This is a genomic window from Methanobrevibacter sp., from assembly GCF_045636185.1.
Taxonomy (GTDB): Archaea; Methanobacteriota; Methanobacteria; order Methanobacteriales; family Methanobacteriaceae; genus Methanocatella.
On record NZ_JAZTXC010000089.1, the window covers coordinates 1 to 8373 of the forward strand.

11 protein-coding genes and 1 pseudogene are annotated in these 8373 nt (G+C 31.2%); 1 reads left to right on the forward strand and 11 read right to left on the reverse strand.

From position 1 onward, the window contains the following. Positions 1–136 precede the first annotated feature (136 nt). The 7 genes from ACKI3Q_RS05225 to hdrC all read right to left on the reverse strand — a co-directional run bounded on the left by ACKI3Q_RS05225 (position 137) and on the right by hdrC (position 5127). Positions 137–526 carry a CBS domain-containing protein gene (locus ACKI3Q_RS05225; protein WP_407414953.1) on the reverse strand — a complete coding sequence of 130 codons (390 nt, stop codon included), beginning with the start codon at positions 524–526 and terminating at the stop codon, positions 137–139. Beyond that, positions 489–1418 (reverse strand): 2-phosphoglycerate kinase, encoded by a 930-nt coding sequence (locus tag ACKI3Q_RS05230; protein WP_407414955.1) that lies wholly within the window; start codon positions 1416–1418, stop codon positions 489–491. Before ACKI3Q_RS05230 ends, ACKI3Q_RS05225 begins: the two co-directional genes overlap by 38 nt. 98 nt (positions 1419–1516) lie before the next feature. Then, positions 1517–2206, reverse strand: coding sequence for a metallophosphoesterase (locus tag ACKI3Q_RS05235; RefSeq protein WP_407414957.1), 690 nt, complete (start codon positions 2204–2206; stop codon positions 1517–1519). Further along, a complete protein-coding gene (locus ACKI3Q_RS05240; RefSeq protein WP_407414959.1) occupies positions 2203–2745 on the reverse strand; it encodes a DUF2096 domain-containing protein in 543 nt (180 codons plus the stop codon). The genes ACKI3Q_RS05235 and ACKI3Q_RS05240 overlap by 4 nt, the downstream gene beginning before the upstream one ends. Continuing rightward, positions 2742–3008: a DUF749 domain-containing protein gene (locus tag ACKI3Q_RS05245; RefSeq protein ID WP_407414961.1), complete on the reverse strand. Its 267-nt coding sequence runs from the start codon at positions 3006–3008 to the stop codon at positions 2742–2744. Before ACKI3Q_RS05245 ends, ACKI3Q_RS05240 begins: the two co-directional genes overlap by 4 nt. 195 nt (positions 3009–3203) lie before the next feature. Next, entirely contained in the window at positions 3204–4100 is an 897-nt protein-coding gene (hdrB, locus tag ACKI3Q_RS05250) for a CoB--CoM heterodisulfide reductase subunit B (protein ID WP_407414963.1), read from the reverse strand. Between the two features lie 22 nt (positions 4101–4122). Then, the gene (hdrC, locus tag ACKI3Q_RS05255) at positions 4123–5127 is read right to left on the reverse strand and encodes a CoB--CoM heterodisulfide reductase subunit C (RefSeq protein WP_407414965.1); all 1005 of its coding nucleotides are present in this window, start codon (positions 5125–5127) and stop codon (positions 4123–4125) included. Positions 5128–5332: 205 nt separating this feature from the next. On the opposite strand from hdrC, the gene ACKI3Q_RS05260 reads away from it, so the two are divergent. Next, positions 5333–6076 carry an archaeosine tRNA-ribosyltransferase gene (locus ACKI3Q_RS05260; RefSeq protein ID WP_407414966.1) on the forward strand — a complete coding sequence of 248 codons (744 nt, stop codon included), beginning with the start codon at positions 5333–5335 and terminating at the stop codon, positions 6074–6076. On the opposite strand, the gene ACKI3Q_RS05265 is transcribed toward ACKI3Q_RS05260, so the two are convergent. The 4 genes and pseudogenes from ACKI3Q_RS05265 to ACKI3Q_RS05280 form a co-directional block, all read right to left on the reverse strand. Then, entirely contained in the window at positions 6068–6493 is a 426-nt protein-coding gene (locus ACKI3Q_RS05265) for a hypothetical protein (protein ID WP_407414968.1), read from the reverse strand. The two genes, ACKI3Q_RS05260 and ACKI3Q_RS05265, sit on opposite strands and share 9 nt — an antisense overlap. Positions 6494–6580: 87 nt before the next feature. After that, positions 6581–7483 (reverse strand): annotated as a pseudogene (locus tag ACKI3Q_RS05270) (hypothetical protein); the annotation flags it as partial. 101 nt (positions 7484–7584) lie between these two features. Then, on the reverse strand, positions 7585–7740 hold the full coding sequence (locus ACKI3Q_RS05275; RefSeq protein ID WP_407414970.1) for a hypothetical protein: 156 nt from the start codon (positions 7738–7740) through the stop codon (positions 7585–7587). A gap of 153 nt (positions 7741–7893) precedes the next feature. Further along, on the reverse strand, positions 7894–8025 hold the full coding sequence (locus ACKI3Q_RS05280) for a hypothetical protein (RefSeq protein WP_407414972.1): 132 nt from the start codon (positions 8023–8025) through the stop codon (positions 7894–7896). Positions 8026–8373: the final 348 nt, after the last annotated feature.

Genomic DNA, 8373 nt, shown 5'->3' on the forward strand with positions numbered 1-8373 from the left:
CTAAAATAAAATCAAATCAAAAAGTTAAAATAAAAATTGGAAAAATACCAATAAATCATTACTGGAAAAAATAATATTTTACAGTAACTAAGTAAAAATTACTTAAATTAGAAAAAAATTAATGAAAGAGGGTAAATTAAAATACCTCTTGAATAATATCCCCATCTGAAATAATTCCAACTAATTTATCACCTTCAACAATAGGTAATTGATTTAAAATTCCAGAACCAGGAATAGCCTCTTTCATTATCTCAATAGCAGTTTCTAAGCTATCATCTGGTGATATTGTAATAACATCCTTAATCATAATTTCTTCTACCTTGGTTCCTAATTCATATTTATCCAATATTAAATTATGACCGACATCAGTTGCAGTAATTATACCAACTAGCTTGCCGTCATCCACAACAGGTAGAGAACTTATTTTATGTTCCATTAACTTTTCAAATGCATATACAACATCAATTTCCGGAGTGGTTGTAATAACATCACGGGTCATTATTTCTGATACTTTCCTTGCTGTCATTTTCTTCACCTCCAAATTGTTCAATAATTGAATTAATCATTAAATCTATAGTATTTCTAAAATCTACATTGTTTATAATAGGAGTGTTATGAATATCTGCCTGAGCGATTAAAAAATCCTGCGTTTTTCTAATGGTCTCAAAATTTTCCATATAATGATCAAGAGACCTTTTTACCCAAGGCTGCCTGCATCTGGCATAAAATCTTTGCTTATGCATTTCTTCATCATCGACAGTTAATGTAATGAGGAGGGCATTGTTCCTATTAATCAAATCCTCACGTATAAATCCCGGGACTATATGAACTCCCTCTATAATAACGCTGATACCCTCTTTTATAGACCTTTCAATAATTGCTTCGATACCAACATTAACAACATCAACATGACTGATAAATCCTTCAATTACTTTATCAACACGGATTGCAGGAGTTCTTATGCTTTCATAAGCATCGAAACTGGATTTATGAACAACAGGATTCAATTCCTTAGAAATAATCTTACGCATTACTTCACGTATCATATCAGTACTTATAATATTCTTCAAACCTAAACGATTAGCAAGTTCTATTGCCATTGAGGAGGTTCCAACACCTGAAGCACCACCTATTAAAATAATCAATGGTTCATTGGATGTTCGGATATCTCTCCATTTCTTATATTTTATAGCAAGATCAGGATTCATGTAATGCAAATAATTTAAAACAAATTCTGATAAATCATAAACAGATATTTCATTGATGTTATTCTCAATAAGTTTACTTTCAATATCTGCAGTAATTTCATATGCTTCGTCTAAACTTAAACTTGAAAGTCTTAATGAACGAGCCAAAACACCTTTTGAAAAAGGCTCTTTATATAAATTACCATCAACATTCATAACAACCCAAATCATAAAATCACACAATAATTTATTCGCTAAAAAAATATTTTTAAATAATGATAAATAAAAGTTGTTATTTAATTTTTGAAAAAAAAAGAAAAAAAGAGATATTATTCATCTAATTGAATAATATTAATGTCATAATTTGAACCGTCAGCAATATCAATTAATACTGCACCGTTATCTTTTAACATGCCCGGATTAGCAACATCAGTAGTTTTACCTATTTTACTGAGGGATTTAGCTTCGTGAATATGTCCGCAAATATTAATTTCCGGTTCAAATTCGTGGATTGATTTTAGAATACCTGAACTTCCAACATGGTCCCCTCCTGCAGTTAAATCTGCATCAGTATTGAATGGTGGGGCATGGGTTACAAGAATTCTAACTTTAGGAACGTCCTTATTGTAAACATAATCATAATTTGCCATTAATTCAAAAACATCACCATATATTTTTAAATCATCGATTTCACCAGGAGTATTGAATGGTGTAGGATTGGATCCCCCATATCCAAACAGGATTGCATCCCCATATCCAATAATTTCATTATGTAAACAGAATGCTCCGGATTCGCCGATAGCATTGCAAATTCCTGCAGGGTCACAATTTCCAGGAATTGCTATTACATCACAATCATATTCAAATATCTTACTGATGAATTCGCCGACAAATTCCAAAGGTCCGAAATTTGTAATATCACCAGTTATTATGACTAAATCAATATCATTATTATCTAAATATTTATATAAATTTTCGTTATCTTCGCCATGAACATCACTAATAGCTAAAATTTTCATATTATCTCCTCATTATCCTCTAAAAAGAAAGAACCCATTTCTTTTAAACCAATTTGTAAATCAGGTTTATCTCCATGAAGTGAAACAGTAACATCATCATCAAATTCTATAATGAGACCATGCCATTCAGCAATTTCTTGAACTCTCTCTTCAGCCAATGGAACTTTTAAATTTATTCTTCCAGTAGTTAATCCTGGAGGAGTATTTACTAAAAAAGTGGAACGGGATTTTGGAAATTCAAACATTTCTTCACCTTTCATAGCCCTTTTAAACAAATCGAGCCAGAATTCCGTATACTCTTCTCCTTCTTCTTCTGCAATTGATAATATTGTTCCTTGTATAGTACTTAAAGACATTTCTGCTTGTGCAAAACCATTAATTAAATCAGGATGGGTAGGATCCCTTTTATATGAATTAATAGATGACCTGATTAATCCCATCTCAGGATTAATTCCCTGAGGAATTTCATATCCTCTCTCACTTAAATCTGAAATTAGATTATAAAGAACTAACCAATTCTGTTCAGAAGGTAAACTCATAAGTGTCCACCTATAATTTTTAAAGTAGTATGGTTAATTTTAGCATCTGCTTCTTTTAATTCTTTTTCAATTTCTCTAGTATTTTTATATGAATCTAAGAACAATACATGATGAGTTGAAGTTCCAGCGATATTTAAAATAGCCAATTCATCATCAGGTTTGAGTTCTCTTTTATCAATAGTTGCTTTGAATTGAACATAAGGTTCGTATTCTTCTGGAAGATCTTCATATTTAAATATTCCATCTAAAGTTGCTACAAACATATTCATTACCTCATAATTTATATAACATTTTACTCTTTATGTTATTTAATATATAAAATTAATTAAAAATTATTCGTATCTTATCAAACAAAATGAAATTTTAAAAAAAAATTGTTACTTTTAAGTAACAATAACTCCGAAATGTGTTTTCAATGCCTAAAAAATAAAAAAGAATAAGGAAATTAATCCTTAAACTTATTTAGCATTTTCACCTAAAGCTTTAGCTAAAGCAGGTGCAGCATCGATTTTTTGTGCATCTAAAGTTAATTCTTCAGCACTTAATCCCATTGCTAAACCGTATAATTGAGCTAAGTGGAATACAGGAATTGCAAAGTCAGTTCCGTATCTTTCGTTAACTTCAGTTTGGCCTTGGTCAAATTGCATGTGACAGAATGGACATACATCGATAATAGCATCTACGCCAGCTTCAGTCATGTGGTCTAGTTTTTCTTTAGTGAAACTTGCAGTTACATCTAAATCTCTAGCTCTTAAACCTCCACCAGCACCACAGCACATCATTTTGTCTTTGTATTCGACAGATTTTGCACCGGTGATTTCTACAAGGTCATCTAAAATAGCTGGGTTTTCAGCTTGATCTTCAATACCAATTTCAGCAGTAGGTTTTAAGAAGTGGCATCCGTAGTGGACTGCAACATTTAAATCTAAAGGTTTTTCGATGAGGGATGCTAATTTTTCGTATCCAACGTCATCTCTTAAGATTTGTGCTAAATGTTTAACGTTAGTAGTACCTTTGAATTCTTTACCGATTTCAGCTAAGTTAGCATTAATTTTAGCTCTTTTATCTTCATCATCTTTTAACATGTGGTTAGCTTCAAATAATGAACCGAAACATCCGTTACATTCGGTCATGATGTCAGCGCCCATATCTTCTGCAAGAGTTAAGTTACGTGCAGCAATAGTAGCCCAGGTTTCTTCATCGAAAGAACCGAATACACCAGGAGCAGGACAACAGGAAGCTCCATCCATATCTTTTAATTCAATATCTAATGCGTCAAATAATATACGGGTTGCTTTTTCAATACCAGGATAACGGTTAGGCATGATACAACCTAAGAAATATGCGATTTCCATACTAATACTCTCCTAAATTAAATTATTCTTTTAATCCGCCGGTTGCTTCATCGAAACCGATTAATTCATCAAATGCGGTAATTTTACATAATTTTTGTACTTCTTCTAATGCTCCAGCATCAGCGTGAGTAGTTGCAGGTACTTCGGAAAGACCGATTTTGGTTCTTAATGCTTTTGCAGCATCATTGATAGGTACTGCATGTCCTGTGTTAATTACAAATACACCAGTCATTTTGTGTGGTTTTGCCATGTATCCAGCGTGAGCAGCAACATTACGTGCTTTTTTAATAATTTCCACAATTTTTACGCTTCTAGGACATCTTTCTTGGCAAGTGTAACAGGTAGTACACATCCATAATGCGTCGTCAGTGATTACATCTTCTTTTAATCCGAGTAAACATTTTCTGACAATTTGTCTTACTTTATAAGGAGTTCTTCTTCCTGAAGGACATCCTCCACCACAAGTACCACATTGGAAACAGTGTTTAACTGTATCAATTCCAGCATCAATAAACTCAGCAGTAAATTCTGGGTCACGATTTGCATCTGTTAATAATTCTTTATCAGTCAATAAAGTCATATTATCTCTCTTTTTATCTTTTTGATCATTTTCTTCGTCTTCAGCTTTCTCAGCTGTTTCGACTTCATCATCAGTGTTATCATCTTCCTCATCTGAAGAAGTATTTTCTTCAACATCTAAAGATTTTTCCACAGAGGCTTCTTCTACCTCAGGAATTTCTTCATCAACAGAAGGTTCATCTTCTTCTATTATAGGAAGAGCTTCGTCAACACTTTCTTCCTCAATTGATTGGACATCTTTCTTGAATTTTAATTCTATTGTTTTGGTTTCTGGGTCTTTTGAAATACTAACCTCACGTGATACGGTTGTCTTAGTTCCAGAAACAATAGGATCATTAAAATCAGAAGATGATCCGTCGACATCATTAGAGACTTTCTCTTTGATGTCTTTTTCTTCCATATCCTTTTCTTCTTTGAATAAGGATTTAAGACGATTTATAATAGACATTGAAAACACACCTCGGATTTTCATTGGAATATTTCCTCTAATCCTTAATTATAATTTATCAGAAAATCCTATATAAAGGTTACTAAATTTTTTAGAAGTGTAATCAAAAAGGTTACACTTAAGAATTTATTTAGGAAAACCTAAAATTTAAAATATTAATAGAATAATATACAAAAGAATATCCATAGAAAAAAGGAAGAATTAGATGATAAAAAAATTTGAAATCAAATCACATGACGGACCTGGAAGAATCGGAAAACTGGATGGTACAAAAACCCCAAGATTATTTTACGAAAATGATATAAAAATTTCACCGTCCCAAGGTTCAGCACATAATATTGATAAGGAAATAGCAAGATTTAATCTAAATGAAACACTGAAACTTGCCCGTGAAAATGTTGACGAATGTGATGCTGCCGCAATTCAAGGATCAAAATATATTGACTTAAGAATTGAATGCCTGAAACAACTTGAAGAAATAGGCTATAATATATTTATCATCGCAAATGGAGACGAACTCCTAACAAACCCCAGAGAACTGGTCGACACTGTTGTTAATTTAAGAAAAAATGCGCATCCTTCAAGTATGTTAATATTTACTTTTGCAGAAAGTTCATTCATGCCCATCTTAACATACATGGGAATTGACGGATTTTTGGCTGATGCAAGTAACTATTACAGTTATTTAAATGTTTTGCAAACTCCAACAAAGGCATATGACTTGAATACATACAGATTATTTGATGAAATAACACAGGAAGAACTTGAAGAAAAAAATAGAGAATGCCTGGAATTTGTCATCAGTGAAATACAGGCACATATGGAAAATAATTCACTAAGAAATCTGGTCGAAGAGCGCTCAACCACATCTCCTCAAAACGTTTCAACATTAAAAATATTGGATAAGAAATATATGGATTTTATTTTAGAATACAATCAATTATTCTAATTTAAATGAAGAAATCAAATCATCATACTCTTTTATGATTTCTGAAGAATAGTCGGCTGTCCTCAATTCAAAAATATAGATGTTGCCATCTTCTATGAATACATATGTATGGATATCAAATGTAATATCTGGAGTTTTGATATTTCCATGTAGCCTGATTGCATCCATTGAAGCTATTTCAGTAAAAACTGACTCTAAAATCACACCACCATCATCCACAATGCAATTTTCCATAAATTCCTTGTAATTTTCCAAATCAGTTTGGGTTGGAAATGCAACTACATTCAAAAGATTTGATTCACCTTTAGATAATGTGGCAATGCAATCCGGATTGGAAAAAGTATCTGCTTTTTCAACATCCCAAGTGTCCAGATATTCAAAACTGACATTGCCTGACTGAAAAAGTTTAGCATCCATTTATTCTTCCCCTTGTGATGAATTGTTATCAGCAGCCTCAGAATTATCATCCTCATTAGAAGAATCAACATTAATAGCTTCAGAATTATCATCTTTTGAAGAATTAATATCAATAGTTTCAGGAGATTCCCCTTCTTCTAAGGTGTCAATATATTTGGAAAATGGTTCCGGAAGCTTAGGCATTACTTCTTTTAATATTTCTCCAGCATCCAATTCCAATGCCTGACCGGAAAGCAATTGTTCAACATTAAAGTCAAAGTCAAAAGGTTTAAGCAAATCTTCAGTAGGTACTCTCAAATTAATTTTTTTCTTGTTGAGTATCATTTTAATTGTGCTTGTGTTTCTAATCTGTTCGTTCATGTCATCAATAGTGCTATTTATATCATATGCTATAGCTTTATTCTTCTCATTTACATCTTTTCGGGCTTTTGAAATGGATTTTTCCAAACCGCTTACCAGTTCGGCATTTCTTTTATTAATATTATCTCTGGCTTCATCTATGACGACATTAATGGCATTCAATATTGACTTATTTAACTCAACATTATAAGCAAGAATCATTTTATTTTTATAATCGAGTTCCTTGAAAATAGCGACCCTCTCTTCATCTACACTAACAAGTTTCTTATTCAACTCATAAATTTCATCTTTGGCCTTAACCAATTCTTCCTTGTCAGACAACTGATCCTTCAGTGACCCGACATCATCGAAAAAAGAACTCTTTAAGGTATCAAGTTGACTTTCCAATTCAGCTATTTTAGCATCTTTTTCAGCCAAAAGCTCTTCATTCACAGCAGAATTACTATCGATTAATTTTTCATATTCGTCCTTAGGAATAACTTTAACTAATTGGTTATCTTCAAAAGGGTCTTCTTTTTTAAGGCTAACCTGTTTTTGTTTAGATTCCTTTTCAACAGAATTGCCATCTTTATCCTTGCTCGTATACTTTTTAGTATAGACCCTAACGGTTCTAAATTCTTCGTCATCCATTTCCAAACACCTACTTAATTATATCTAGATTGCTTATAATTTAAATAGTTTATCTAAAAATGTTTAAAAAAATAATATTTGAGGAGATTAATTGATTAATTTCACTTCTCCTCATTTTCAATCCACAACATCATAGCTTCTTCAATAGCTTTCGAATACCAACCCTTGGTGAACAATAACTTAGAAGAGGCTAATTTACGAAAATACATGTCCAAGTCATTATTGACATTAATTGTAACTCTTCTATTTTTTGTCATAGTTAATTATTAGTATACTTCTAGTAAATAAATTAATCAGTGTTATTCGGGCTTATTTTCATACTTTAATTATAATAATAATCCTTAAAGGTAAAATTGAATGAAAATAAAACTTTTTGATTGAAGTATTGGCAATGAATAGTGAAAAAATAACTAATAAGTAATCCATGATTTCAAAGACATAGCATCAAAATCAATTTCCACCATAATCTTATTGAAAATAACAAGCATAATTTGATCCAAAAAGGGATAATTCGCATCGTTGAGCTTCAATGTTTCTTTCATTTTCTTCTTTTTGATTAATCTAATGTATTTTATGCCAAAATACAATTTTTCAAAATTTTCCTCAAAAAAATTTTTTGAAAAAATTTATATATGATGAAAACATAATACTAAACGATGTGAATTAATATTCATTTCTACAATGGACATAAATCAACCATTTTATAATCTCCAAAATTAGTTCATTGTATAATAAACCATGAAGTAGAAAATAATAATCTACTTCTTCTTCCCCCTTTTATTTAAAATTATACGAAATCCATTGCTTAAACATCTCAGAACTATTTTTAAAGAACACTAATAAAAAAATATGAATTTATTGAAAATTAAAAAAATAAAAATTAATTTAAA

Excerpts from the sequence above, each read along its gene's own strand:
- hdrC (WP_407414965.1), bottom strand. The coding sequence starts at position 5,127 with ATGTCTATTATAAATCGTCTTAAATCCTTATTCAAAGAAGAAAAGGAT.
- ACKI3Q_RS05230 (WP_407414955.1), bottom strand. The coding sequence starts at position 1,418 with ATGATTTGGGTTGTTATGAATGTTGATGGTAATTTATATAAAGAGCCT.
- ACKI3Q_RS05245 (WP_407414961.1), bottom strand. The coding sequence starts at position 3,008 with ATGTTTGTAGCAACTTTAGATGGAATATTTAAATATGAAGATCTTCCA.
- ACKI3Q_RS05275 (WP_407414970.1), bottom strand. The coding sequence starts at position 7,740 with ATGACAAAAAATAGAAGAGTTACAATTAATGTCAATAATGACTTGGAC.
- ACKI3Q_RS05260 (WP_407414966.1), top strand. The coding sequence starts at position 5,333 with ATGATAAAAAAATTTGAAATCAAATCACATGACGGACCTGGAAGAATC.
- ACKI3Q_RS05280 (WP_407414972.1), bottom strand. The coding sequence starts at position 8,025 with ATGAAAGAAACATTGAAGCTCAACGATGCGAATTATCCCTTTTTGGAT.
- ACKI3Q_RS05225 (WP_407414953.1), bottom strand. The coding sequence starts at position 526 with ATGACAGCAAGGAAAGTATCAGAAATAATGACCCGTGATGTTATTACA.
- hdrB (WP_407414963.1), bottom strand. The coding sequence starts at position 4,100 with ATGGAAATCGCATATTTCTTAGGTTGTATCATGCCTAACCGTTATCCT.
- ACKI3Q_RS05240 (WP_407414959.1), bottom strand. The coding sequence starts at position 2,745 with ATGAGTTTACCTTCTGAACAGAATTGGTTAGTTCTTTATAATCTAATT.
- ACKI3Q_RS05235 (WP_407414957.1), bottom strand. The coding sequence starts at position 2,206 with ATGAAAATTTTAGCTATTAGTGATGTTCATGGCGAAGATAACGAAAAT.
- ACKI3Q_RS05265 (WP_407414968.1), bottom strand. The coding sequence starts at position 6,493 with ATGGATGCTAAACTTTTTCAGTCAGGCAATGTCAGTTTTGAATATCTG.